This is a genomic window from Fictibacillus macauensis ZFHKF-1, assembly GCF_000269865.1.
Classification (GTDB): domain Bacteria; phylum Bacillota; class Bacilli; order Bacillales; family Fictibacillaceae; genus Fictibacillus_C; species Fictibacillus_C macauensis.
In genome coordinates this window covers 226,434-249,414 of the sequence record NZ_AKKV01000024.1, presented here as the reverse complement: position 1 = coordinate 249,414, position 22,981 = coordinate 226,434, and the positions used below count along the sequence as shown (strand labels likewise).

General features: G+C 40.1%; 26 protein-coding genes and 1 riboswitch. Of the genes, 19 read left to right on the top strand and 7 right to left on the bottom strand.

The window, feature by feature from the left end; genetic code table 11:
- The first annotated feature begins 23 nt into the window (after positions 1 to 23).
- From A374_RS08670 to A374_RS08635, 8 genes are all read left to right on the top strand, one after another.
- Positions 24 to 1,616 carry a hypothetical protein gene (locus A374_RS08670; protein ID WP_007201833.1) on the top strand — a complete coding sequence of 531 codons (1,593 nt, stop codon included), beginning with the start codon at positions 24 to 26 and terminating at the stop codon, positions 1,614 to 1,616.
- Positions 1,617 to 1,626: 10 nt separating this feature from the next.
- Entirely contained in the window at positions 1,627 to 3,888 is a 2,262-nt protein-coding gene (locus A374_RS08665) for a hypothetical protein (protein ID WP_007201832.1), read from the top strand.
- Between the two features lie 13 nt (positions 3,889 to 3,901).
- Positions 3,902 to 4,477, top strand: a complete 576-nt coding sequence (locus A374_RS08660) for a DUF4376 domain-containing protein (protein WP_007201831.1) — start codon at positions 3,902 to 3,904, stop codon at positions 4,475 to 4,477.
- A 79-nt stretch (positions 4,478 to 4,556) separates the two neighbouring features.
- On the top strand, positions 4,557 to 4,955 hold the full coding sequence (locus A374_RS08655; RefSeq protein ID WP_007201830.1) for a hypothetical protein: 399 nt from the start codon (positions 4,557 to 4,559) through the stop codon (positions 4,953 to 4,955).
- Positions 4,924 to 5,286 (top strand): hypothetical protein, encoded by a 363-nt coding sequence (locus tag A374_RS08650; protein ID WP_007201829.1) that lies wholly within the window; start codon positions 4,924 to 4,926, stop codon positions 5,284 to 5,286. The genes A374_RS08655 and A374_RS08650 overlap by 32 nt, the downstream gene beginning before the upstream one ends.
- 19 nt (positions 5,287 to 5,305) lie before the next feature.
- Positions 5,306 to 6,055 (top strand): peptidoglycan recognition protein family protein, encoded by a 750-nt coding sequence (locus A374_RS20995; RefSeq protein ID WP_007201828.1) that lies wholly within the window; start codon positions 5,306 to 5,308, stop codon positions 6,053 to 6,055.
- Between the two features lie 24 nt (positions 6,056 to 6,079).
- A complete protein-coding gene (locus A374_RS08640; protein WP_007201827.1) occupies positions 6,080 to 6,658 on the top strand; it encodes a hypothetical protein in 579 nt (192 codons plus the stop codon).
- A complete protein-coding gene (locus tag A374_RS08635) occupies positions 6,658 to 6,936 on the top strand; it encodes a phage holin (protein ID WP_007201826.1) in 279 nt (92 codons plus the stop codon). Before A374_RS08640 ends, A374_RS08635 begins: the two co-directional genes overlap by 1 nt.
- A 474-nt stretch (positions 6,937 to 7,410) precedes the next feature.
- On the opposite strand, the gene A374_RS08630 is transcribed toward A374_RS08635, so the two are convergent.
- The gene (locus tag A374_RS08630; protein WP_007201825.1) at positions 7,411 to 8,142 is read right to left on the bottom strand and encodes a cadherin-like beta sandwich domain-containing protein; all 732 of its coding nucleotides are present in this window, start codon (positions 8,140 to 8,142) and stop codon (positions 7,411 to 7,413) included.
- Complete coding sequence (locus A374_RS08625; RefSeq protein ID WP_007201824.1) at positions 8,139 to 8,351, bottom strand: helix-turn-helix transcriptional regulator; 213 nt, start codon at positions 8,349 to 8,351, stop codon at positions 8,139 to 8,141. Before A374_RS08625 ends, A374_RS08630 begins: the two co-directional genes overlap by 4 nt.
- A 282-nt stretch (positions 8,352 to 8,633) precedes the next feature.
- Here A374_RS08625 and A374_RS08620 point away from each other — a divergent pair, with 282 nt between their 5' ends.
- The 7 genes from A374_RS08620 to A374_RS08590 all read left to right on the top strand — a co-directional run bounded on the left by A374_RS08620 (position 8,634) and on the right by A374_RS08590 (position 14,441).
- A complete protein-coding gene (locus A374_RS08620) occupies positions 8,634 to 9,971 on the top strand; it encodes an FtsK/SpoIIIE domain-containing protein (protein ID WP_007201823.1) in 1,338 nt (445 codons plus the stop codon).
- Positions 9,889 to 10,470, top strand: a complete 582-nt coding sequence (locus A374_RS08615; protein WP_007201822.1) for a replication-relaxation family protein — start codon at positions 9,889 to 9,891, stop codon at positions 10,468 to 10,470. The genes A374_RS08620 and A374_RS08615 overlap by 83 nt, the downstream gene beginning before the upstream one ends.
- Positions 10,471 to 10,484: 14 nt before the next feature.
- Complete coding sequence (locus tag A374_RS08610; protein ID WP_007201821.1) at positions 10,485 to 10,934, top strand: hypothetical protein; 450 nt, start codon at positions 10,485 to 10,487, stop codon at positions 10,932 to 10,934.
- Between the two features lie 108 nt (positions 10,935 to 11,042).
- Positions 11,043 to 11,190: riboswitch (FMN riboswitch) on the top strand.
- A gap of 216 nt (positions 11,191 to 11,406) precedes the next feature.
- Positions 11,407 to 12,054, top strand: a complete 648-nt coding sequence (ribE, locus tag A374_RS08605) for a riboflavin synthase (RefSeq protein ID WP_007201820.1) — start codon at positions 11,407 to 11,409, stop codon at positions 12,052 to 12,054.
- An 18-nt stretch (positions 12,055 to 12,072) separates the two neighbouring features.
- On the top strand, positions 12,073 to 13,266 hold the full coding sequence (locus A374_RS08600; protein WP_007201819.1) for a bifunctional 3,4-dihydroxy-2-butanone-4-phosphate synthase/GTP cyclohydrolase II: 1,194 nt from the start codon (positions 12,073 to 12,075) through the stop codon (positions 13,264 to 13,266).
- Between the two features lie 15 nt (positions 13,267 to 13,281).
- The gene (gene ribH / locus A374_RS08595; RefSeq protein ID WP_007201818.1) at positions 13,282 to 13,746 is read left to right on the top strand and encodes a 6,7-dimethyl-8-ribityllumazine synthase; all 465 of its coding nucleotides are present in this window, start codon (positions 13,282 to 13,284) and stop codon (positions 13,744 to 13,746) included.
- Between the two features lie 170 nt (positions 13,747 to 13,916).
- Positions 13,917 to 14,441 carry a DUF5381 family protein gene (locus A374_RS08590; RefSeq protein ID WP_007201817.1) on the top strand — a complete coding sequence of 175 codons (525 nt, stop codon included), beginning with the start codon at positions 13,917 to 13,919 and terminating at the stop codon, positions 14,439 to 14,441.
- A 139-nt stretch (positions 14,442 to 14,580) separates the two neighbouring features.
- Here the strand turns inward: A374_RS08590 and A374_RS08585 are convergent, their stop codons facing one another.
- Both A374_RS08585 and A374_RS19955 read right to left on the bottom strand, forming a co-directional pair.
- On the bottom strand, positions 14,581 to 14,811 hold the full coding sequence (locus A374_RS08585) for a hypothetical protein (protein WP_007201816.1): 231 nt from the start codon (positions 14,809 to 14,811) through the stop codon (positions 14,581 to 14,583).
- A 26-nt stretch (positions 14,812 to 14,837) separates the two neighbouring features.
- Positions 14,838 to 15,146, bottom strand: a complete 309-nt coding sequence (locus A374_RS19955) for a DUF2085 domain-containing protein (RefSeq protein WP_420794946.1) — start codon at positions 15,144 to 15,146, stop codon at positions 14,838 to 14,840.
- A gap of 405 nt (positions 15,147 to 15,551) precedes the next feature.
- On the opposite strand from A374_RS19955, the gene A374_RS08580 reads away from it, so the two are divergent.
- From A374_RS08580 to A374_RS08570, 3 genes are all read left to right on the top strand, one after another.
- A complete protein-coding gene (locus A374_RS08580) occupies positions 15,552 to 17,297 on the top strand; it encodes an ABC transporter ATP-binding protein (RefSeq protein ID WP_007201814.1) in 1,746 nt (581 codons plus the stop codon).
- Complete coding sequence (locus A374_RS08575) at positions 17,290 to 19,299, top strand: ABC transporter ATP-binding protein (protein WP_007201813.1); 2,010 nt, start codon at positions 17,290 to 17,292, stop codon at positions 19,297 to 19,299. Before A374_RS08580 ends, A374_RS08575 begins: the two co-directional genes overlap by 8 nt.
- Before the next feature lie 76 nt (positions 19,300 to 19,375).
- Positions 19,376 to 20,680: a globin-coupled sensor protein gene (locus A374_RS08570; protein ID WP_007201812.1), complete on the top strand. Its 1,305-nt coding sequence runs from the start codon at positions 19,376 to 19,378 to the stop codon at positions 20,678 to 20,680.
- Between the two features lie 43 nt (positions 20,681 to 20,723).
- Here A374_RS08570 and ymzB read toward each other — a convergent pair whose 3' ends face one another.
- A complete protein-coding gene (gene ymzB, locus A374_RS08565; RefSeq protein WP_007201811.1) occupies positions 20,724 to 21,059 on the bottom strand; it encodes a protein YmzB in 336 nt (111 codons plus the stop codon).
- Positions 21,060 to 21,206: 147 nt separating this feature from the next.
- Between ymzB and A374_RS08560 the strand changes: the two genes are divergently transcribed.
- Entirely contained in the window at positions 21,207 to 21,407 is a 201-nt protein-coding gene (locus A374_RS08560; protein ID WP_007201810.1) for an alpha/beta-type small acid-soluble spore protein, read from the top strand.
- 80 nt (positions 21,408 to 21,487) lie between these two features.
- Here A374_RS08560 and A374_RS08555 read toward each other — a convergent pair whose 3' ends face one another.
- Together A374_RS08555 and A374_RS08550 are read right to left on the bottom strand one after the other, a co-directional pair.
- Positions 21,488 to 22,144: an amino acid ABC transporter permease gene (locus tag A374_RS08555; protein WP_007201809.1), complete on the bottom strand. Its 657-nt coding sequence runs from the start codon at positions 22,142 to 22,144 to the stop codon at positions 21,488 to 21,490.
- Complete coding sequence (locus tag A374_RS08550) at positions 22,134 to 22,898, bottom strand: transporter substrate-binding domain-containing protein (protein WP_007201808.1); 765 nt, start codon at positions 22,896 to 22,898, stop codon at positions 22,134 to 22,136. Before A374_RS08550 ends, A374_RS08555 begins: the two co-directional genes overlap by 11 nt.
- Positions 22,899 to 22,981 lie beyond the last annotated feature (83 nt).

Sequence of the window (22,981 nt, the reverse complement as noted above, 5' to 3'; positions counted from 1 at the left end):
TTGAAAAGAAAGGAGGAACGCTTATGCTGCTCGGCTCTATCGATATTTCTTTTACTCAAAATAAGTCGCTAATTGACCGACTCAAGGCAGGTTCAAGGAACTTAATTTTGCAATCAAATTTATTCGGCCTATCCTATGAAACGTTTGAACTGGATGAATTTCTTTCGAGCGGATCCGTCACGTTTAAGAATACGGGTATCGGTGCAGGGTTGGGAATTACATTAAAAGACATAACTGCTGTAAAAGAAGGAACAGAATTTGTTTTGAGTTTTAGTTATAAGAAAGTAGATGGCACAATCACAAGCTTTGGTGGGTTTTTAGAACCGCAGTGGAAATGCACAGAGTTTTATGTGGATGGCATGCTGCAACCATCTTTAACAAGCGGTGTATTTGTGCCAGATGACATGAACATCCACAAGGTAGTTATCAAGTTAATACGGACAGCTGCACCAAAGGACGCCACTACAAATGGCGTTATTTTATTGCAACCAAACATTGGATTAGCAACGATTGCGACCATTGATTTTAGCGGACTAATGATGGTTGAGGGCACGATGGAAGCAAACTGGTCACCTGCGCCAGAGGACATATCTAACATATTAGGTGGGCTTAGCGATGATGTTACAGGCTTAAAAGATGCCACACAGCCAGAACGAATTGTTCAAACAGTCTTACTGGATCCGTCGTTTATATCTGTCTTTAACCAAAAGGTAGACATTGAAGATGTAGAGGACATGGCAACTGTTACGGATGTTGATACAAAGATTAGTGAGAACAAACAATACATCGATACGCAAGTGGCAGGAGTCACCGAAAAAGTAAACGTGGTGTCCTCATCGCTCGAGCGAAGTGTGTTAGACATACAGGCAAAGTTTAAGCTTGCCAAAGGGGTTAACTTACTTAGAAACAGCACAGGTTGGTTTGGCACTGATTTTTATGAAGTGACAGGAGTCATGCGAAACCTTGGTGATCTGGAGCTCGAAAACCTTGGTATTGGTCACGCTATTTATTCGCCAAAAGATTCAAGATTGATTGCCAAACAGGTGGTGCAAGTAAAGCCCGATACATTCTATTCCTTGTCCACCTTTCTAAAGAAACCGAACGGCACTGGAAACGCCTTAGTGTGCATCTATGACCAAAACAATATCAAGCGATACGAGATAGGGTTAGGGACTGATAACGGCAACAGTCAAGGCTATGGCTTGCGTATCGCTAACTTTAAAACCAATGCTTCTCAAACGCAGCTTACTGTCAGCTTTGAGTGTGATTTAAACGTGGAGGGCTTTTTCGCAGGCACGATGTTAAACGAAGGACCGACCGCTTTGCAGTGGTCTTCACATTCGGAAGAAATCGCAAATACCAATATTCAAATGAACTTAAATGGTATGAAAATCAAAGGTTCTGACGGCGGTTATACAATCATGTCTCCAAGTGAGTTTGCTGGATATTATCCTGTATTGAATGAGGAAACGAACAAAATGACAATGGAGCGCATTTTTACGCTCAATGGAGATACGACAGAAGTAAACAAAATACAAGCGAAGCGTGGCATCGCTATGGGATTAATGGCCATACTGCCAACAGCGAACGGATGGGCATTTGTTAGAAATGGTTAGGAGTGATTAGATGGCACTGAGTGGCAGTTTATATACAAACGTGGGCAGTCATTGGCGATTAAGTTTGTCATGGTCCGCTACACAAGATGAGGATGCAAATAAAAGTACCATTACCGCAAAACTGTACTGGGAAGCATTAGATGGTTATGGTGCTATTTCTTCTGGATCAAGAGGGGAAAGCGCAATTCAAATTAATGACGGCGCCTGGTCAACAGATACAGCATCACCAAGCTTGAGCGGTAATCAAAAAAAGTTAATTCATACGTATACCAAAACACTTACTCATGATTCAGAGGGCAAGTGTTCTTTTTCTATTGACGGTTATTTTGAGCCAAAGGTCACATTGAGCGGCAAGTATTATGGCAGCGTAAACCTTGACCAAGAAACATTCCGTCTGAACACAATCCCGCGCGAATCAAAAGTAAGCGGTGGTATTCGGTGGGTAGCGGGTGAAGATTACAGTTTAAGTATTGCCGCAGCTTCATCCAGTTTTAAACACCGCGCGAAGTTTTATATTCGTAAGAATAGCAGTGATTCGTGGTTGCTTATTAAAACAGTGGAGGGAATCGGTACATCAAAGCTCGTTAAGTTTTCAGAGGATGAGCACATCAAGGTGTTTAATCGGATGCAAGGATATAGGGGAGACGGTGAGGTTAAGATTGTCCTCACGACTTATAGCGGATCTGATACGGTTGGCAGTGATACGGAAAAGACTGGATTGCTGTATGTCAATGGTCGGCAAACCATGTCCGACATCCCAAGCTTAACAGTGGGCGAAACGGTGTCTCTTTACCTAACAAACCTCACAGAGTTTTATGTTACAAATATCGCGGTATACGTAGCGGATAAGCTAATCACCACATTTCGAAACATTGGGTATCAAGCCACATTGGATAGTGCCAAGTATAAAGATGCCATCTTGAATGCGATGGGCGCTAGTAATGCAAGTGCAGAGATTCGTTATGAACTCACTTCGTATTATTTGAATGACAGCAATGCTTATTTATTAGATGGTCCATTAATCAAATACGCGAAGATTTATGCTCCAAGTGATCCACCTGTTTTTACAGGTATCTTGAATCATTATGACAGCAATTCATCCAGTGTACTCATCACTGGAAGCTCACAACAGCTCATACAAGGACTTTCACAGCTTACGGTAAGCATTCCATCATCACAGCTTGCTCAAGCTCAAAACGGGGCTACAATCGCCAAGTACACCGCTTCTTTTGGTTCGCTGTCTCGGGACTTTACGCCAAATGGTTCGGGTGACATTGTTATCAACCTTGGCACTGTTCCTATGGGTGGACAAGGTACGTTAAAAGTAACAGCAATCGACAGTAGAGGACAGAGTACAACGTTAAATAAATCCGTTAATGTCATCCCATATACACCGCCTGTCATTATGGCCACAAGCACACGCAGGATAAACGGATTTGGCGAAACGGGCGTGCTCTCTTTTAATGCTGCTTATAATCCGGTTGTGATCAATGGTGTGCCTAAAAACACGATTATTAAAGTGGCATATCGATGGCGCAATGCTATGGCATCTAGCGCGGACATACCGCCTTGGTCACCAGAAACTTTAATGACGTTTGTTACCAATGAAGCAAGCGTGCAAACGAACGTGGCTAACTTGGATGGACTGGCAAGCGATAAGGCTTATGAAATCCAGTTTGTTATCAAGGACAACATTAGTAAGACAGACATTACGAAAATAGCAACCATTCAAGCTGGTAAACCGCTTGTTGATCTAAATCCAGATTTAAATAGTGTGGGCATTGGGAAGTTTGCTACAAAAAAGAATGCTCTTCAAATTGATGGAGAGGTTGAAGCGAAAAAAGTAACCAGTGAAAGTATAGATCTTTTGGGGGGTACGCTGCGCGCAGTAAACAACAATCTACTTTTAAACAACAAACCTTTATTCCAATCAGGAGTAGAGGTTCTTTGGGATGGCACAAACACTATGACCGCGGCACAAACCATCACGCCAAAGAAAAAAATAACAGACTGTCCAAATGGATGGGTGCTTGTGTGGACAGATAAAGATGGCTGGTACGATGTTACTTACACATTCATTCCTAAACTGCATGTTTTAAGCTCGAATACGAATGGTGTAGGTGTTTATAGTGTGGCTCCTGCAACCAACACCGCAACAGGAATAGCTCAAAAATATGTGTACATCGATGAAACAACAGTAAGAGGTAATGACAATAACGAAGCGACAGTAGATAAAAAAGCGGTCATATTACGCCAAGTATGGGCCTATTAAAGGAGATTAACCAATGGATAACAACATCATTACAATTCATTTATGGGTAAGAGAAAATGGCCGTATCGGTGGATGGTCATCGACACCACAAGAAACCACGATTCCTTACGATATGCCAGCTGATGATTTGTTTTTGCGGACGGATCCGTACAACTACAAAATGGAGGATGGCAAGCTTGTTTTTGATTATGAGTTTTATTTGCAAAACGAAAAAGAAGCGAAGGACAGAGAAATTAATGATGCATGTAATGCGGAAATCACCGCAGGCTTTAATCACACCATCAATGGCGTTGAATATCACTTTGCTTTTGACATGGATGCACAATTTAACTTCCAAGCGGCAGAACGCTTACTTAGCAAGGGATTAAAAAAATCAATCATGTGGACGGTGCAAATTGTATCAAGCGGTACAGGGGCATTGGGTCTGGGCAATTACACACGTATTCCTATTACTCTATCAATCATGGACGATCTTCTTGTTGTTATCGCTGACCACAAAGAGGAAAAAATTGCGAAGTATCGCGATGTTCTTTATCCAATCCTTCAAGCAGCTACAACTGTGGAAGAGGTACGAGCTATAACTTGGTAAGTACTTTCACTGAAAGGAGGTGGGGAGCGTGTAGAGAACGACGGGTGTATAGGGGGCAATTAGAAGGGAGTTTTTATCGGTGCGCCAAATAACAGCAGTAGAAATTATTGTGACTTATGTCAGTCTCGGGTGGGCGGTAGCTTTGTTTTCCAATCCCCGACTATTTAGCGGTAACACAGGATCTTGGGGCGTTATGGATTCCGTTGCCGATGAGTGGATATTTGGAGTGATCACCTTAACTTTGGCATTAATCAAAATCGTAGGGATCGCCTTGGACAATATAAAAATCAGAAAAATGGGCTTAATCCTGTCAGCTGTTTTTTGGGTGTTTGTATCTGTATGCCTGCTTGTAGGTAATGACCACATCAATTGGAACACTGGCGCCGTTGCTTACAGCGGATACGGGATATTATGCCTGTGGATGTCAAAGGAAGTGGGTGCAAAAAATGGGGGAGCCGACAAACGCAGTCTTAAGTGAGCAAATCAAAAACAATCGGCGAGACTTCAATGAATTTAAAGCGGAAATGCGGGAAGAATTGAAGGATTTGGAGCGACGGATCATGATGACGGAAAACATGACACAGCGGATAGACCAAACTATCGGCTTTATGTCACAAACCATGACCGATATTAAAACGGTAGTTGAGACGTTTAATGACAAAACGGACAAACAAAATCAAAAGATTGATGCGTTTATCAACTCTAAAGACCGCAGGGACTCAAAGAAAAACCTTGTTGTATCTATAGTGCAGGTGGTAGTTGGTGCAGTTGTTGCGTTAATCGGTCTATTTGTGACAGGTAAAATTTAATAAAGGGAGAGAGTCGATTATGGAAATTAAGAAGATTTTGGTATCTGCTGATGTGAAAGCAAAGGTCACGTCTGATGGTTATAACACTTGCGACTATATTGTTATTCACGAAACAGACAATACAGCACGTGGTGCTAACGCCATGGCTCATGCGAACTTGCAAAAGAATGGTAACAGCCGTCAAGCATCTTGGCATTATCAAGTGGACGACAAAGAAGTTATTCAATCATTTGATGATCGTACACGCTGCTGGCACGCTGCTAACTCTTTTTATAACAACAACGCTATCGGTATTGAAATTTGCGTAAATGACGGGGTGGATTACAAAAAAGCGGTGGCAAATGCCATTGAGTTGGTTAAGTACCTACGCCCTAAGTACAAAACGGTAAAAGATGGTGTAATCCAACATAACAAGGCATCAGGTAAAAACTGTCCTCGTTATCTTCGAAGCGGGGAAAAGGGCCCTACTTGGCAAGGATTTCTCGAATCTGTATATGACGGGACGCCTGTATCGAATGTAAAGAAAACACCACATCCAAAGCCAAGTGGCATGAAAGGCGATGGCGTTGCAATTGTGCCATATCCAGGCAAGGTGCTCAAAGTTGGATCTAAAGGGATTGACGTTCGCCGTATCCAAAACGCTGTAGGTGTAAAAGACGATGGCGAGTTTGGCGAAAAAACGAAAAAAGCAGTTATGGCTTATCAAAAAGCGCATAACCTTGCCGTTGATGGCGTTGTCGGTTTAGACACTTGGAACATGATGTTTTAAATAAAAATTGGGAGGTTTTTATTTATGGGTAATGTAATCACAAAAGAGTTGTTAGTGGAGTTAATGACAAACAACGTAGATGACATGAAAACAAACGATAGCGAAGTAAAGCATGGTTTTCTAACGGAAGAACAAGCAGATATTTTAAATCATATTGAAATTGGCCAAGTAGGGCTAATAACGTGGTTAATATCATTTGTAGATGGCAAAATCACAAAAGAAAAGTTGATTGAAAATCTTCTAAGCCCGCAAACAAAACAAAATCTTGCAATGAAAGCGGCGTGGGAAAATCAAGGGAAACAACCTTCCGATGATGAAAAGGCAGGAGAAAAGAAAGGGGAGAGTGTAAAAATGAAATTCGTTGATATGGTCACTTTACTGAAAGTAAATGAAATTCTATTGGAAAAATCGACTGGAAAGCTTTATCAGTTGAAAAAAGAATCATTCGGTAGTTGCAAAAAAGAAGATGAAAAAACAATGGTGGCCATACTCAACAAAGATACATTGAAGACGGTTAGTTATACAGTTTTCAGCATTGACCAAATCTTAAGTGATGTGAACGATTGGGAAGTTTACAAACAAGCGGAAGGAGAGAACAAATAATGATTAACTGGAAAATTAGATTTAAGAACCCTCTTTGGAGAGCTGCCTTTATTGCGCAGGTCTTTATTTTAGTTGAGCTTCTTTTAACTGGTGCACACGCTGTGGGCATAACGGATTTTGTTTTATCGGATGCCATTAAAGATTGGGTGATTGCGGTGGTCAATGCTGTCTTTGTCGTACTTGCGTCGCTCGGCATTGTGCAGGACCCGACCGTTAAAGGATTAGGTGACAGCCAAAGGGCATTAGATCGAGAAGAGCCACTACAGAAAAAATTATAAAAGCTGGTAGGAAAGCAAAACAACGTACAGTCATTTCAAATGACGGTATTATTCTTTCTACAAATTGGTTATAATGAATACCAACCCTATTCCAGCTCCATTGAACGTAAAAAGCCCTCTCCTTAATTGGAGGGGGCCTTTTTTGCTTTTGTCCAAACTAAAAATAACTCTGTACGAAATTCGTACGGAGTAAGAAAAATGAACTCGGGGCGAAATTCATCCCGAGTTCAATTAATAGGTTTGTGCGTCCGAAATACGGACACACAAAATCAAGGGTCTGTATTTAATACAACACCTTTGATGACGCATTTAAAATGACGCCGTCATTCGCCATTGTTGATAGGGTGTAGTTATTACCGACACCCTATAAGCTGACGTCGCTTAAACCGACACCATCAATATCTGACCCAAACAATGTTTGTATCAGATTAAAAAAAGCTGACGTCATTTGAAATGACACCAGCTTTTACGCTATTATTTATTATCTTCCTCTTTTGTATTCCTATGAACATTCAGCTTAATGGTTTTTTCTTTGCCCTTTAACATGGCTTTAATAACAATGGTGTTATCCCCTACTTTAAGTGGAACATCTTTAAAAAAGTATCCATTTTTCATTGTTTTAGTAACATCTTCACCATTTACCGTTGCAGTAGCTTTTGGATTTGTTACACCAGAGACAAGCAATGAGTCACGATGGTTTTTAAATGGTTTGTCTGGTGTGTATTGTAAGGATAATTCTACCTTGTCATTATTCAATATCGGCTCTTCTTTTTTTACCACTGGATTATTGAATTTTTTTGCATCCCATGAAGCTTTATAATAATCTTTCCAAGGAATGCCCCATCTCTTTGCAGCCATTTCATTAAATGCTATTCGAATAAATCCTAACTTCTTTTTGGGTTGATCATTCATATCAAATTCGTCTCCAACAATAACATACATTGTTGTGCAATCTCCATTCTTGCCATTATCTAAGTAGTCCTCTTTCATACGTTCTGCTAAATCTGAAATGTCTTTGGTATTCGCTTGTACGCTCACCATACATTTATCCTTTTCGTCTGGGAACGTATTATAGGATACCTTTTTCAGCCTTGCAGAAATAGCTTCCTGCTCTTCTCTTTCCTTTTTCTCAGACGCTGACTCACTACATGCTGTAAGTAACGAAAGCGCCAATACTCCTGTGAACAATCCCTTGATGATCTTCAATCTTCTTCCTCCTCAATAATCCAAATCTTCTCAATGGGTAAATTCAAAACTTTCCCTATCCTTATAGCAACAGGAAGTGTAGGGAGTGATTTACCTTGAACAATTAAACTGAATCCAGAACGACTAATTTTGGCTTTCTCAGCAACGTAACTTTTTTTAATTCCTCTATCTTTTAGTACGTGCTCAAGATTGCATCTGAATTTTACCATTTCACATCACCCTATTAGGGTTTCTTTTAAAAAATGTCAAATCCTGCTCAAAATATTTTTTTAGTGGACAGACATCATTATTCTTGTCCTATTATATTCCTATGTTATAGCCCATTACGGTGCACGCCAAGTTTCCCACCTATACATAGTGGTGGGAAGTGCAGGACATCAATAGCACCAACGCCTTAAGCTTATCCTCCACTCTTCCCAATTGTCGCACTTATTTATCCTTATAAATACCTAAAGGCGGTGGCGTAACATCACAACTTAGGAGCTGATAAAATGATCGTTTCGACCATTGCGTTGGGGAGCATTGCTATCTATGCAAAAGTAAAATCAAGCGGGGGAGGGGTAACGGCTGACTCTCAAAAATTACAGCAGATTTTTACGAACAGTGGGCTCAACATTACAAAGAGCGGAAAAACCTTTACCACTCAATTACTTAAAAAACGTAAAAAAAAATGGGGTACAGAGTACGTGTATCGGATACCATTAGGACGCAGTTTTGGAGATTACGAAGAAAAAATAAAGGTCATTGAGGATGGCTTAAACGCCAAGAGCAAGCTGTACACATTTAATTACAGCGCGCTCAAAGAACTGGATTTTAAAAAGAAGTTAGGACCGCAGCTTAAAAAAATCTTTATTAACAACAAGCCACGAAAAGAAATTGAGTTGCTTTATGATGGCACATTGAAGATACGGATCTACAACACAGCAATACCGACAAAGGTACTGTATAGAGATTTAGATGGCCAGAAAGCTTGGAGCGTGCCAGTTGGTGCGGAAAGGTATGAAACCATATACCACGACTTTGACACCATCCCTCATATGCTTGTTGGTGGAGCTACAGGGGGCGGTAAGTCATCCTTTTTAGATATGTTTATCAGTCACTTTATATACACGCAGCCAGAACATGCAAAGTTTACATTAATCGATTTAAAGGGTGGCATTGAGTTTGACCGGTTTAGAAATTGTAAGCAAGTGGTTGATTATGCAGAGCATCCAGAAGAAGCATTAGAAGCGTTGCGAAACGTGGTTGCCATGATGAAAGAAACCCTAGCCACATTGAAAGAAAAAGGCGCTAGAAACGTCATTGATGCAGGCATAAAGGAACGCCACTTTATTGTGATTGATGAAATTGGAGAGCTGGCCAGTGCAAAAGAAGTGTGTAAGGAAACTAAAAAAATAAAAGAGGAATGCGAATATCTGCTCTCTAACATTGCGCGTCTTGGTAGATCACAGGGAATCAAGCTTGTAACAGCTACACAGCATCCAACCGTTGATGTAGTGCCTGTGCAAGTCAAGCGTAATAGCGATGCGCGTCTTTGCTTTAGGGTAGATGGCACAAGTGCCAGTATGACGATATTAGATGCGCCCGGTGCTGATAAACTGCCTGACATTAAAGGGAGAGCCATTTATAAACGCGGTGCCGACAAATACACCTTACAAACACCATGGCTGCCAGACAAAGAAATGGAACAGATTATAGGCCCTAACATCGTGATTAGATCAAAACCACAACAGGAGGAAAGTGCAAATGAATCCAAGACACGAAATGATTTTGTCATGTTTGAACAAACGGGGTTATCTGACCAGGGAGCAATTACGGATTTTAAATGACCTTAAAAGCAAGCGTAACGCCAATCGTATTCTTCAATTATTAAAGCCGTATATCTCAAGTTTCCGCGAAGGCAACGATGTGATTTATTACTTATCAAAAGAAGGGCGCGAACAGATCGGCAGTGAAATTGTACGTAAAAAGACACCACAGGCTTATCATCATGTTATGCGTAACTGGTTTTACATCTTTGCGAGCCAACCGCAGCAGTGGCAGAACGAAATGAAAGTAGGCGGTAAGGTTATAGCGGATGCCATCTTTAAAAAGGGCGGTAAATGGCACTTGTTAGAGGTAGATAATCAAAACGCCATGAGCGCCAACAAGGTTAAAATAGCAAAGTATAAGGCTTTATACGAGAGCGGTGCTTTTCAAAATCATAAGGATTATGGGTACTTTCCAACGTTGTTATGGGTCACGAGAAGCGAAGCACGCCAAAAGAAGTTATTAGAACTTTGCAAGGATATACCATGTAACGCATTTTGTTTGGAAGACATTATCTAAAGGGAGCTGACACCATGATGAGACGTACAGAATCCATTAAATTTAGTGAGTTTATGAGCGGAGAGTATAAAACTAATCGCAAGGAAAAACGTCGCTTAAAAACGTTATTAAAGGGTGCGAGTGTTGGGTTGGCAGCAGTGCCGTTTGTTGGAGCACCAATGGCTTTTGCGAGTGATGGGATGACGATGCCACAAGCAATGCCAGTTAATGCCGTTACCGATTGGACAGCAGATAAAATGACTGAAATGTTTACGCATATGCTGCACCCTATTTTGGAGTTGTTAAAAGGGTTATCGTTACCTGTTGCATCCGTCATGATCCTGGCGAAGATATTCCTATTGATGTTTGGCAAAACTGAAGAGTGCTGGAACGGAATTGCGAAAGTATCCATTGCTTATGTATTGATTCAGCTGTCACCGTTTTTCTTGGATATCTTACAGGAGCTAGGGAAGGCAGTACATTAAGATTTTATAAGCAAAAAAGAGCCATTAAACGGCTCTTTTTGCTGTATATGGGCATCTAGTGTATAATAAGAACCAAACTTAATAACACTACTCGTGCCGTTTCTTAACGGCCGTCTTCGGGGTCGGGTGAAATTCCCAACCGGCGGTGATGAGGCAAAGTGCCTCTTAGTCCGTGACCCGGCTGTGCATTCGCATAGACGGTGGATCTGGTGCAACTCCAGAGCCGACAGTATAGTCTGGATGGGAGAAGGAATGTAGCATTGCTTTTTAGTGTGTCAAAAAAGACACTACTAAAGGCTTGTTTGGCAATGCTAACAATTAGTGTGATGAGATTGTTCAGAAAAAATGATCATCCAAACCCCGGGAGAAGTATGTCTTCCGGGGTTTTTTGCATGCTTCTGAACACTTTAAAACTATGAACATTCCTAAGGAACGCTAAATAAACAATGACAGGTGGAGAGGAGGAACAGAAATGTTTACAGGGATTATTGAAGAAATTGGCTCCATTGCGAAGATTGCAAAAGGCAATGAGACCATTGTGTTAACCATTGCCGCTTCTAACATTTTAAAGGATGTGCAACTCGGAGATAGCATTGCTGTAAACGGTGTTTGTTTAACCGTTACTTCTTTTACAGCTCAAGAATTTACTGTGGATGTGATGCCGGAAACGTATCGAAGCACAGGGCTAACACGCCTATCCCTTCGTTCGAAGGTTAATTTAGAGAGAGCGATGTCCGCTCAGGGTAGATTCGGTGGCCACTTTGTTAGTGGTCATGTGGACGGAACTGGACAAATTCTGAACAAGCGTTCAGAAAAAAATGCTATCTATTATGAGATTGGTGTTGAGCAGGAACTAAGCCATTATATGCTATTAAAAGGCTCGATTACAGTAGATGGAACGAGCTTAACGATTTTCGGTTTGACCGATTACTCGTTTACGATTTCCCTCATTCCTCATACGGTTGAACATACCGTCTTAGGGTATAAAGGGGCTGGCGATACCGTTAATATTGAGTGCGATCTACTCGGTAAATATGTTGAGAAGTTTGTCACAGGAAAGCAAGGCAACGAGAAAAAACAAGGAATTTCCTTAGAATATTTAACAGAACATGGATTTTAAAGAAAAGGAGGGTGTCATATGTTTCATTCAATCGAAGAAGCAATTGAAGATTTAAAGGCGGGGAAACCAGTCATTGTAGTAGATGATGAGGATCGTGAAAATGAAGGTGATTTCGTGGCGATTGCCGAAAAAGTCACGGCTGAGAGTGTGAACTTTATGGCGCGTCATGGACGGGGGCTTATTTGTACACCAATTGATGAAAATTTAGCGACTAAATTAGAACTATCACCAATGGTTACACATAATACAGACTCTCACGGCACCGCCTTTACAATTAGTATTGATCATAAATTAACGACTACGGGTATATCGGCAGCTGAACGTGCCTTAACGATTCAAAAACTAGTGGAAGATGGAGCGAAAAGCCAAGATTTCAAAAGACCCGGCCACATCTTTCCACTGATTGCTAAAGGCGGTGGTGTACTGCAACGTGCAGGTCATACAGAAGCTGCCGTTGATCTTGCAGTATTAGCAGGTGCAAAGCCCGCAGGCATGATTTGTGAAATTATGAATGAAGATGGAACGATGGCGCGAGTGCCAGAATTACGTGAATTGGCAAAAGAACATAACGTAAAGCTCATTACGATTAAAGATCTTATTCATTACCGCAATCAAAAAGAAAAACTAGTTACGAAAGAAGTGGCGATTCAATTACCAACCGATTTTGGCGAGTTTACTGCGGTCGGATTTACAAATCTTGTTGATGACAAGGAGCATATCGCCCTTGTAAAAGGTACGATTGATCCTGAGCAGCCGATTCTCGTTCGTGTTCATTCCGAATGTTTAACAGGTGATGTTTTCGGTTCCCATCGTTGTGATTGTGGGCCTCAGCTACATGCTGCGCTCAAACAAATACAAGAAGCTGACAATGGTGTACTTTTATATATGAGACAGGAAGGGCGCGGCATCGGCTTGTTAAATAAAATGCGTGCCTACAAGCTGCAAGAAGAAGGATACGACACAGTGGAAGCCAATGAGAAGTTAGGCTTTGCACCCGATTTGCGCAACTATGGAATTGGCGCGCAAATTTTAAAAGAACTAGGCATTAAAAAAATGCGTTTATTAACAAATAATCCACGTAAAATAACAGGTTTAAGCGGTTATGGACTTGAGGTTACAGAGCGCGTGCCTATTCAAATGCCAACGCTAAAAGACAATGAAAACTATTTAAAAACAAAACAATCAAAACTAGGCCACATGCTGAAGTTTTAAGAGGAGGAACAAAGAATGGCAAATATCTTTGAAGGAAACTTAGTAGGATCAGGGTTAAAGGTAGGAATTATCGTAGGACGGTTTAATGAATTCATTACAGGTAAATTATTAAGCGGTGCACAAGATGCGTTAAAACGCCACGGCGTTGAAGAAGAAAATGTGGACATTGCCTGGGTACCTGGAGCGTTTGAAATCCCTCTAATTGCTAAAAAAATGGCCGACTCTGGTAAGTATGATGCCGTCATTACGCTTGGAACGGTCATTCGTGGATCTACGCCACACTTTGATTATGTTTGTAATGAGGCGGCAAAAGGTGTATCACAAGCATCTCTTCAATCAGGAGTACCCGTTATCTTCGGTGTATTAACAACAGACTCCATTGAACAAGCAATTGAGCGTGCTGGTACGAAAGCTGGAAATAAAGGCTGGGAAGCGGCAGCGGCAGCAATTGAAATGGCCAATTTAAATAAACAGTTTTAATTTTTAATAAAAAGGTGAAGCCAGTTTTTTAGTATACTGGTTTCATCTTTTTTTGTTTTCAAAGGATAAAGTGTAAATGGACCTATTGAATAGGAAGAAGGTTCTTTAGATAATAAAGTTGGATATGTTTTCCTTACAGAATGAGCAGATATGGAGGCGAAGATGGAACGATGAATACGGAAAAAACGAAAGAAGGTATACGCGTCGTGTATCGATCTAGAGATGCGGGACGTTTTATGTTTCTCGCTTCACTCATGGTGATCGTTGGTATGGTGGGCATTTGGTTAGCCTTAGATACGGATGTTTCTTTTAAAATGGTGATTGGAATATTCGTTTGTAGTCTGGGAATCCTTTTTTTTGGATTTGCTTTGTTTACCTTCATGACGCTTTTGTTTTCAAAAAACAAAGTATTGATGACGGTAACACATGAAGGGATTATAAATCGAAAAGGAGAGGTTGTGCCTTTTCAGCAAATGAGAGTGCTTAGCACAGATTGGCATACGCGATCGAGCACGGGGATGGTCTTTAAGCAGCTATCTATTCTTAAGAGCGATCAAACATGGGAGGCTATTTCCTTTTATAATATTGTTTCCGAAAAGGTGATCGTGCAAGTAGTAGAACAGTATATCATTCCGAATGTAGCCGATGATTGTAAAGTGGCATGGGAACATAGAGTGCTTTCTTCTATAAGTTAGGCTTCGTGGCGTACAGTATTAAAAAAACGAGCTCGAAAGCGAAGTCGTATAGAAATATAATAAAGAGTTGTTCTTCATAGCTGAGAACAACTCTTCTTTTTTATATGTATTAATCACAACAATCGAATTTAATGCTGCATCAGTCAAGCTCAATACATGGGATTGAAGCGATGGTATCATCTACACACGTTTTGGCCTTTTGCAATCTGGTCTTTTTTTCTTCTAAATGTTGATAATACACAAAGGTACCTGCACCAATGGTGGAGCTGGTTCCAAGAAGAGCAACACCCGTGAGCACACTACCAGATATAAAAAAGTTAATACTGGCAATCAATTGGGCCATAACGGTTATTATAAGAGCAATAAACATGGTTCCCTTCCTTTCGTATGTAATAATTAGTTTAATAAGGTGAATAATACGTCAGCTAAATACCAGATTAACAAGCATTGTCCAAAACCACTTAGGCATCCTGTAACTACTCGTAATCCATTGTTGCTTTCTCGCCATTTCCACAGTTGCGTGAAACCGTCTACCATCATCGGTAGTTGTAAACAGAAAGCAAGTATGATGGAATGCATGAATGGAAAAAAACCGATCAAAGGAAGAGAAAGATAGGCGCCGTACATGGCTGTACAACGAGCGCATAACGGTAAAGGTTTACCATTCCATTTTAAACTTTGGTCAGGCCGTCCATGACAGGGAATAAGTGTAATGAGTGCTTGTTTTGCATGTAATCTCCTTTACAGTATTACATTGTAGATATTTACATTATAAATCATTTTCGTTATGAATAGATTATGGGATTTATTTTTTATCTAGTTTAGCTCGTTTTGACAAAATCTTTCTACTAGTGGTACGATTATTTTACATTCTCTAGAAAAAGAAAGGACGGATAAGAAGATGAACAAGTACATCATGAAACAAAACAACAAACTTATGACTGATTGTTCGTCCCGTAATCGCATGTTTTAATTCAACATTTTTTGCGTTCGTATAAAAACATCAGTCACAATCGCTTGTGGATGTGAAAGATGTTAATGGAAGCATATCTCCAACAAGGGAGGTATGCTTTTTTGCATAGTAGAAAAGAGAGAAAAGAGGATTAAAGAATGTTTTCGGTACTGTACAATTTACGATGGTTCTTTAAAAAAGAATGGAAGAGATACAGCATAGCCATCGGAACGTTAATTCTTCTTGGTGTCTTAGAAGTGATTCCGCCAAAATTGTTAGGCAATGTCGTCGATGAGATTGCTTCTGAGACGTTAAGTTTGGAATCATTAACGACAACGTTATGGTTTTATAGTGGATTGTTAGTCGTCATTTTTTTGTTAACGTATGTGATGAATTATCAATTATTCGGTGGTGCTTTTTTAGTGGAGCGGTCTTTACGCTCAAGTTATATGAAGAAGTTGTTAAGCATGACGCCACGATTTTATGAACTGTTTCCTTCGGGAGATTTAATGGCGAGGGGAACGAATGATTTGCGCAGCATTTCTGTAACAGCTGGATTTGGCATCATGACACTTGTAGATTCAAGTATTTATACGCTTGTATTGTTTTGTACAATGGGCTTTCTTATTAGTTGGAAGCTTACGCTTGCTGCCATGATTCCTTTGCCATTAATGGCTGTAGCAATGAGCATATATGGTGGAAAAGTTCATCATCGTTTCACAGAATCACAAGCTGCGTTTGGTGCGATGAACAATCAAGTATTAGAAAGTGTTACCGGTGTTCGTGTAATCCGTGCGTATGTTAAAGAACAAGAAGACATGCAGTCATTTTTCCAAAAAACAGAAGACGTATTTCAAAAAAATATGAAGCTTGCCAAAATTGATGCTTTGTTTGAACCGACGATAAAAATATTAGCGGGCTTTAGCTATGTAATTGGTCTTGGCTATGGCGCGTATCTCGTTTTTCATAACGAAGTGACGTTAGGTGAGCTTGTAACGTTTAACGTGTATCTTGGTCTTATGATTTGGCCAATGTTTGCGGTAGGAGAACTCATTAATATTATGCAGCAAGGTAATGCTTCGTTAGATCGTGTCAATGAAACGATGAACTATCCTGTCGATGTAGAAGAGCCGCGCCATCCTCTTCCATTACCGGAGGCTACAGATCTCTCCTTTGAACATGTAACGTTTCGTTATCCAACCGCGCAAGAACCACAATTGAAGGATGTGTCAATTGTTCTAAAAAAAGGAGAAACACTTGGTATTGTTGGAAAAACAGGCTCAGGAAAATCAACGTTTCTAAAGCAAATCCTTCGAGAATATCCCCTACAATCGGGAAAAATTAGACTATCTGGTCATTCCATTGATTGCTACTCATTGGAAGCTTTGCATCAAATGCTTGGTTATGTTTCGCAGGAAGTCATGTTATTTTCTAAAACACTACAAGAAAATATTACGTTTGGTAGTGAGGAGATCAATGAACAACGATTACACCACGTAATAGCGATGGCGGCGTTTGAAAAAGATGTACAGCAATTTTCCCATGGATTGCAAACGGAGGTTGGGGAACGCGGTGTATCATTATCAGGAGGTCAAAAGCAGCGAATTGCCATTGCACGTGCACTATACGTTCAACCTGAAATTCTCCTTCTAGATGATGCACTGTCTGCAGTAGATGCAAAAACGGAGGCAACCATTATTAAGCACCTTCGTGAAGAGCGTAAGGACAAAACAAACTTAATCGCCACCCATCGCTTGTCGGCAGTTATGCACGCAAATCATATTATCGTTCTTGAGAAGGGCGCGATTGTCGAACAAGGAACACATGAACAATTGTTACAACAAAATGGTTGGTATAAAGAGCAGTATGATCGACAGAGTATTGAGGTTGATAAAAATGAATAGTATGAAACGGCTGTATCACTATGCAGCACAGTACAAGAAAACATTTAGTCTTGCCCTATTGTTATTAGCACTTGCCGTTGGAACGGAGTTAACCGGTCCATTTATCGGTAAAGCACTCATTGATCGTCATATACTCGGAATAGAACAAACGTGGTATGAAGGTTCTCCGAAAGAAAATCACGCCGTATTATACGGTGGAAAGGCATATATTCGTGGTGACCACGTTTCATCTGCTCGCAAACAGAGGGAACAAGTATCCATTGTTCAAACCGGACATGATTATTATTTTGTAAAAGGAGCCATACAACATAAAGGAGAAAAATCCTATCAAAACGGAAAATTAATCATAAAAAACGGAAAAAAACAAACAGAATATAACGCAATAGCACTCTCTAATAAACAAATTTGGGCATTTTATCAACCGGAAGTTCCGGGTGTGATTGCGTTGATTAGTTTGTATGCTGTGCTGCTGTTGTTAGCTGGTGTGTTTCATTATGGACAACGCTACTTATTGTTGCGATCCTCCAATCTTGTTGTGAAAAAATTGCGCCAAGATGTCTTTAAGCGTCTACAGCAATTGCCTGTTTCATTTTTTGACTCCCAGCAAGCAGGAACGATCGTCTCAAAGGTTACAAATGATACAGAAGCGATTAAAGAATTATTTGTAAATGTATTAGCTCATTTCTTTACAGGCATTGTGTATATGGTGGGTATATTTATTGCATTATTTCTTTTAGATGTCCGACTAGCATGTATTTGTTTAATACTCATTCCCATTATGGTGCTATGGATTCGATTTTATCGAAAACTAGCTTCGCGCTATAATCGTAAGCTTAGAGAGCTGTATGGTGTCATTAATGGAATGATATATGAAAGTATTCAAGGGCTACCTATCATTCGTACGTTTACAGCAGGAAAAAGGGTTCAGGCACAATTTGAACAAGAAAATAAAGCTTATTTTACGTATCAAAAGAAATTATTGAATTTAGATAGTTTCACGTCGCATAATTTGGTTGGCGTATTACGAAATTTATCGTTTGTCGCTGTAATATGGTATTTCGGTAGCAATCTGTTGAATCATCAACTGCTCATTTCAGCAGGTGTGTTGTATGCATTCGTAGACTATTTAACCCGCCTTTTTGAGCCTATAACAGGGATGGTAGAACAGTTATCACGCATGGAGCAATCACTGACGGCAGCGGAGCGTGTATTTGCATTGTTAGATGAAAAAGGAACAAAAGTGGGTAGCGCAGCTACATCTCGTTTACGTGGAGACGTTGTTTTCCAAAACGTTAACTTTAGTTACCAACCAGAGGAGCCCGTGTTAAAAAATCTTTCTTTTCACGCTAAGTCAGGTGAAACAATTGCTTTAGTTGGTCACACCGGTTCTGGGAAAAGTTCCATATTGAACGTGTTGCTGCGATATTATGAGCAGTACGATGGACAAATTTTTCTTGATGGCCAAGACATGCGAGCTATGTCAGCACAACAAGTTCGTTCACAAGTCGGGATTGTATTACAAGAGCCGTATTTATTTACAGGGACGATTGCTTCCAATGTTTCGTTAGGTAACCCTGACATCTCGCGGGAACAAATTGTCCAAGCTTTAGCAGATGTAGGAGCTTTAGCTTTTGTGGAAGCATTGCCAATGGGGTTAGATGAACCAGTATTAGAAAAAGGAAGTACGTTATCGGCTGGAGAGCGACAGCTGCTTTCTTTTGCACGTGCGCTCGTTATTAATCCAGCCATTCTTGTTTTAGATGAAGCGACAGCGAATATCGATACAGAGACGGAAAGCATCATCCAACATGCGTTGCGAGTCGTACAAAAAAATAGAACGACTTTCGTTATTGCCCATCGACTTTCTACAATTAAAGAAGCGAATCAAATTCTAGTTTTGAAAAATGGGATCATTTCTGAGCAAGGAACGCATGAAGAATTAATGCAAGATCAAGGGTATTATTATCAAATGTATCAATTACAACACGGCGTTAAACGCTAAATCTTCTCTCCTCTATGAAAAAAGAAGCATGAGTGACGATATATAGTAAAAAGGATTTACATAGAGGAGAGAGAACGTGCTTCGATTTTTAAGAAATAACAAAAAGAATCCTATGAATTCAACCATCACTGTGGAAATGTCAGAAGAACAATCTGTAAGCTTATCTATAACGGATGAGGTCATTCAACAACAGTTACACATGATTTCTTTGGAACTACGTGATCTTACGGTTCTTCGCCAAGTGCAACCTATCATTGCTCAGCATGTGACGAAGATTGTAACACCCTTTTATGGAGCGATTGTAGCAGTTCCTCCGTTACGATCAATGATTGAGCACCATAGTTCCCTAGAACAGTTACAAAAAACATTTGAAGTGCATCTTATTGAGATGTTTAATGGTGTTCTTGATGATGCTTATTTAGAAAAAAGAAAAAAGATTGCCGCTATGCACTTTAAAATTGGATTAGAACCTAAATGGTATATATCTTCTTTTCAAGTGTTACAGCTATCTCTTTTTGAAGTGATTTCGGAAGCGGTGACTGATGAGTTGCGTCAAAAGGTGATGGAAGCTGTTACGAAAATTATTAATATTGAACAACAGCTTGTCTTAGATGCATTTGCGCTCGAAGTAGCAAATGAAAGGATAGAGAAAGAGCATATAAAGAATAAAATCGCCTTGCACGTCACAGACGCTTCTGAGCAATTAGCAGCAATAGCCCAAGAGACGAGTGCTTCTATTGAACAGCTTCATCATCAGTCCTCTTCTGTCTCACACTATGCACGCGAAAGTGCTGACTATAGTTCTGTAGTAGCTACGAAGGCAAAAGAGGGAGAACAACAAATTAAGCAACATCTTCAATCTGTTCAGCAAATTGAAGAAAAAATGACGCAAATTGCCGATGAAATTAAGTTGCTAAAAGAAGATGCTATAGGAATGATTGAAATTGTAGATCTTGTAAAAGGGATTGCTGAACAGACGAATTTGTTGGCGTTAAATGCAGCAATTGAAGCGGCGCGAGCAGGAGAACTTGGGAAAGGCTTTGCTGTTGTAGCGGGTGAAGTGCGCAAACTTGCTGAACAAACGAAACAATCGGTGGCAGGAGTAGCTCAATATATAGATCGAACAAGCATCCGTATGGATTTTGCATCGACGTCAGTACAAGAGATAAAAACATGGTTTGAACAGAATACGACAGAGGTAGGAAAGCTTCATACGTTTTTTGAAGAAATTATGGAAAAGGTTGATGGAAGTCAGCATGAAAGTCAATTAGTTGGTGAAAAGGTGTATGAGATTTCTCAAGTCATTGAAGAAATGGAACGAGCTATTGCTCAAATTGCAGGTTCAGCCACTCAGTTAGCGCAAACACTTGATCAGCTCTAAATATGTAAGGTCCACAACCCTCTGGGAGTGGACCTTTTTGTTGTTAAGCGTTTGTGATTGTATAGTTCCCTCGATCGGTTGTAAAGGTTAGTTTACTTTCAGCGATTTGAATATGGTCGATTCCGTCGAGCGGTATTTCATAGCGCAGGGAAGGGAGTTGTGTTTCTTGGCCATGATCTTCATTAAAAGCTGTACCGTGTAAAAAAAGAACATGATCGGAAACATAGTCGTCAATCGTTTGTCGCTGTTCAAACGTAGCTTTTTCTAATGAGATGTGAATATAATCAATGTCGTCTTGTTCTTCTTTTTTTATTGAAATATGAGCTGGAATCCAGTTGTTTAACGTCTTTTTTAGTTCAACTATTTGTAATGAATCCATTGTTAATCACCTCATCTTCAATGTACCCTTCTTTCTACTACCTAAACCGTTATGAACGCGTTTTTTAAATCAGGGTGTAATTGGAAAAAATCGTACGTATATCATTTTCGAAATGAAGCACAATAGATTCAAGAGGAGGTGATATCAATGGCAAACAACTCAAACAACCAATTAGTAGTGCCAGGAGCACAACAAGCTCTTGACCAAATGAAGTACGAAATCGCTTCTGAATTTGGTGTACAATTAGGTGCTGACACAACAGCTCGTCAAAACGGATCTGTTGGTGGAGAAATCACTAAGCGTCTTGTAGCGATGGCTCAACAGCAAATTAGCGGATCAGCTCGATAACTCTATATTCATGGCTGTAAGAGGAGGAGAAATCCTCCTCTTTCTTATGCAAAAAAAAACCACCGGCAAGGTGGTTTTTATCATTCGTTTGGTAACCGAAGTTTTCTTTCAATTCGTTCTCTCGCCCATTCTAAAATGACGGAGAAAAGCCAATACATAACGGCTGCTTCCATCAACACGGGAAGGATGATTAGACTAGCTGCACTTCGCTGATTAGCAATCGCTGTAAGTTCATCTACAGCAATAGCAGAAGCGAGTGAGGAGGATTTTACGATATCAATTAATGAATTCCATACAGCAGGAATGGCAATCCGCCATGCTTGTGGGAAAATAACCTCTCGAAAGGTTTGCAAGTAACTCATTCCAAGAGAGTTTGCAGCTTCCCACTGTCCTTTTGGAATTGATTGAATCGCTCCTCGATACGTTTCAGCGATGTAGGCACTAAAGTGAAGAATTAAACCAATTAAGGCTGCTTGCCAGCCTTCAAAATTAATTAAGAAACGGAAACCATAATAGATGATAAATAATTGAATTAATAAGGGCGTTCCTCGGAAAAAGGAAATATACGTACGAGCAATCCAAGAAAGAACTCGATTGGTCGACATGCGACACAGTGCAATGATAAGTGCAAATATAAGAGATCCGACAATCCCTCCCGCACTAAGCAAGACCGTAATGATAGCGGCTTGCAGTAGAAAGGGAAGGGAGTCGAGCATATATTGCCAATCACTGCTCACGAGTTACGTCTGCTCCAAAGTACTTTTTGGAAATTTTCGCAAGAGTGCCGTCCTTTTTCATTTCAGCTAACGCCTTATTTACTTTTTCTTTTAAGTCTTTGTTATCTTTTGCGAACGTAAACGCAATTTTGCTTGGATCAAAATCTTTGCCAACTGCCTTCACGTTGTATTTGGAATCTTTTAATTGGTTCAGAATAAATAATTTATCGTTTAAGGCTGCATCAACTCGGTGTGCATCTAAATCAGCTAACACTTGGGCAATTCCAGGATAGTATTTTAGCTTAGCTCCAGCTTTCTCGGCTTGAACGGCATAGTTACTTCCTTGAGTTGTTCCGACCGTTTTTCCTTTTAAATCGCTTAATTCTTTAATGTCTGTGTTGTCTTTATTTACGATGAGTTTACCACTAGAATACGTATAAATGTCAGAGAGACCGTATTTCTTTTCGCGATCTGGCTTCACTGCAATTTGGTTGGCAATCATGTCAAAGCGGCTACCAAGAGAGTTAAATAAATCTTTAAATTCAGTTGGAACGACTTTTGGCTCCATGTCTAAACGTTTCGCTACTTCTTTAGCAACGTCAACATCAAACCCTACAACTTCGTTTGTTTTTGTATCACGATATGAGAATGGGGGATATGTAGCTTCCGTTCCAATCGTAAGTTCTTTTTTGTTGGAATCATTCTTCCCGCCGCAAGCAGCAAGAACTCCTACGATTAAAGCAGAAACCATGAGAGTAGCCCATAGCTTTTTCATTTTAGTACCTCCGTAAATATCCTGTATTGGATTATTTTTGTAATTTAAACCGATAAAACAGGTATGAATTCTTTAGTTATTTT

Bases quoted from the DNA above. Each gene is read 5' to 3' on its own strand.
- A374_RS08575 (WP_007201813.1), top strand. From the start codon at position 17,290: ATGAATAGTATGAAACGGCTGTATCACTATGCAGCACAGTACAAGAAA.
- A374_RS08665 (WP_007201832.1), top strand. From the start codon at position 1,627: ATGGCACTGAGTGGCAGTTTATATACAAACGTGGGCAGTCATTGGCGA.
- A374_RS08625 (WP_007201824.1), bottom strand. From the start codon at position 8,351: ATGGTAAAATTCAGATGCAATCTTGAGCACGTACTAAAAGATAGAGGA.
- A374_RS08560 (WP_007201810.1), top strand. From the start codon at position 21,207: ATGGCAAACAACTCAAACAACCAATTAGTAGTGCCAGGAGCACAACAA.
- A374_RS08610 (WP_007201821.1), top strand. From the start codon at position 10,485: ATGATGAGACGTACAGAATCCATTAAATTTAGTGAGTTTATGAGCGGA.
- A374_RS08650 (WP_007201829.1), top strand. From the start codon at position 4,924: ATGGGGGAGCCGACAAACGCAGTCTTAAGTGAGCAAATCAAAAACAAT.
- A374_RS08670 (WP_007201833.1), top strand. From the start codon at position 24: ATGCTGCTCGGCTCTATCGATATTTCTTTTACTCAAAATAAGTCGCTA.
- ribE (WP_007201820.1), top strand. From the start codon at position 11,407: ATGTTTACAGGGATTATTGAAGAAATTGGCTCCATTGCGAAGATTGCA.
- A374_RS08580 (WP_007201814.1), top strand. From the start codon at position 15,552: ATGTTTTCGGTACTGTACAATTTACGATGGTTCTTTAAAAAAGAATGG.
- A374_RS08660 (WP_007201831.1), top strand. From the start codon at position 3,902: ATGGATAACAACATCATTACAATTCATTTATGGGTAAGAGAAAATGGC.
- ribH (WP_007201818.1), top strand. From the start codon at position 13,282: ATGGCAAATATCTTTGAAGGAAACTTAGTAGGATCAGGGTTAAAGGTA.
- A374_RS08600 (WP_007201819.1), top strand. From the start codon at position 12,073: ATGTTTCATTCAATCGAAGAAGCAATTGAAGATTTAAAGGCGGGGAAA.
- A374_RS08615 (WP_007201822.1), top strand. From the start codon at position 9,889: ATGAATCCAAGACACGAAATGATTTTGTCATGTTTGAACAAACGGGGT.
- A374_RS08590 (WP_007201817.1), top strand. From the start codon at position 13,917: ATGAATACGGAAAAAACGAAAGAAGGTATACGCGTCGTGTATCGATCT.
- A374_RS08635 (WP_007201826.1), top strand. From the start codon at position 6,658: ATGATTAACTGGAAAATTAGATTTAAGAACCCTCTTTGGAGAGCTGCC.
- ymzB (WP_007201811.1), bottom strand. From the start codon at position 21,059: ATGGATTCATTACAAATAGTTGAACTAAAAAAGACGTTAAACAACTGG.
- A374_RS20995 (WP_007201828.1), top strand. From the start codon at position 5,306: ATGGAAATTAAGAAGATTTTGGTATCTGCTGATGTGAAAGCAAAGGTC.
- A374_RS08585 (WP_007201816.1), bottom strand. From the start codon at position 14,811: ATGTTTATTGCTCTTATAATAACCGTTATGGCCCAATTGATTGCCAGT.
- A374_RS08620 (WP_007201823.1), top strand. From the start codon at position 8,634: ATGATCGTTTCGACCATTGCGTTGGGGAGCATTGCTATCTATGCAAAA.
- A374_RS08550 (WP_007201808.1), bottom strand. From the start codon at position 22,898: ATGAAAAAGCTATGGGCTACTCTCATGGTTTCTGCTTTAATCGTAGGA.
- A374_RS08640 (WP_007201827.1), top strand. From the start codon at position 6,080: ATGGGTAATGTAATCACAAAAGAGTTGTTAGTGGAGTTAATGACAAAC.